Source organism: Peribacillus sp. NPDC056705 (genome assembly GCF_043656335.1).
The window spans coordinates 1-1,774 of sequence record NZ_JBHTYI010000139.1 but is presented as its reverse complement, the minus strand read 5'-3'; the positions used below and the strand labels follow the sequence as shown (position 1 = coordinate 1,774).

1 protein-coding gene is annotated in these 1,774 nt (G+C 53.6%); it reads left to right on the top strand.

Translation table 11 applies throughout. The annotated features are described in order from the left end of the window. The coding region (locus ACFRAK_RS28270; RefSeq protein ID WP_394573079.1) for a glycoside hydrolase family 65 protein at positions 1-1,774 on the top strand (1,774 nt) is incomplete at both ends.

Below are 1,774 nucleotides of genomic sequence, written 5' to 3'. Positions count from 1 at the left end.
GTCTCCCACGAACGCCACCTGCACATGGACAAGGGGTATTCGGAGCGGATCGTGCACTGGAAGTCGCCCGAGGGCAAAGAGGTTCGCCTGACGTTCCGTCGCTTGGTGTCCTTCATCCACCGCGAATTGTTTGCCATCGACGTACGCATCGAACCCGTGAACTATCATGGCGATGTTCGAATCGTCTCAACTCTTAACGGTAAAGTGAAGAACTATACGAATGCCAATGATCCCCGGGTTGCAGCGGGACATGCCGAGCGAATGTCGGTAGTTGATATCGGCGTGCGGGGTAGCGACGGTTACGTCGTGGACGAGACGACGGCTTCCAAATTGCGGGCCGGTTGCGTGACCCGTCATCGCTTCAACGGAAGCGAGGATGATACTGCAGCCAAGATCGAGCCGGGCGAAACAGAAGTAACGTATGCTGCAACGGTATCATTAGCGCAGTCGATCTCGATTACGAAGCTAAGCGTGTATACCGACAGTTTGCGGCACGGAGCCGATCTGGTAGAGCACGGCTTGAAACTGCAAGAGGAACTGAGCGGATGGACATTCGAGGATTTGCTCGAAGAGCAGGCCCGGTATATGAGCAACTACTGGAAATCCGCCGACGTGACCATTCAGAACGATGATCAGCTTCAAGAAGGCATTCGGTTCAATCTGTTCCAACTGTTGCAGTCGGCTGGCCGCGATGAGCACAGCAATATTTCCGCCAAGGGACTTAGCGGAGAAGGTTATGAAGGCCATTATTTCTGGGACACGGAGATTTACATGTTCCCGGTATTCCTGATGACCGATCCGAAGCTGGCTCGCCAGCTGTTGTTGTATCGTTATGCTGCGCTGGAACAGGCCCGAGAGCGGGCGCGCGAGATGGGACATCGGCAAGGAGCGCTATATCCATGGCGTACGATTTCGGGTACGGAGTGTTCCTCCTTCTTCCCGTCCGGAACGGCACAATACCACATCAGTGCGGACATTGCCTACAGCTATATTCAATATTATCTTGCTGAGCAGGATCGGGATTTCCTCCTGTCTTACGGTGCGGAAGTATTGATTGAGACAGCCCGTTTATGGGCGGACATCGGCCATTATTATAACGGTGCCTTCCATATCGACGAAGTAACCGGGCCAGATGAATATACCTGCTGCGTGAACAATAACTATTACACGAACGCGATGGCCAAGCATAACTTGAAGTGGGCTGCCAAGAGCTGCACCATCCTGAAATCTTATGATGCTGCCGGTTACGAAGCACTCTGCAAGCGTCTGGGCGTATCGGAAGAGGAGGTTGCCGCTTGGGCGAAAGCGGCGGATGCGATGCTGCTGCCATATGATGAAGCGCTCGGCATCAACCCGCAGGACGACACCTTCTTGCGCAAAGCCGTATGGGATTTCGACAATACGCCGGAGGACAAATATCCGCTGTTGCTGCATTACCATCCGCTTACCATCTACCGCTACCAGGTGTGCAAGCAAGCGGATACGGTACTGGCACATTTCCTGCTGGAGGATGAGCAGAGTTTCGAAACCATTCAGCGTTCGTATGACTACTATGAAGGCATCACAACACACGACTCTTCCCTGTCTTCCTGTATCTTCAGCATCATGGCATCGAAGATCGGAAACACGGACAAAGCTTACGAATATTTCATCGAGACCGCACGCTTGGATCTCGACAACACGCACGGGAACACCAAGGACGGCCTGCACATGGCGAACATGGGCGGCACCTGGATGTCCATCGTATACGGTTTTGCCGGGATGCGGATCAAGG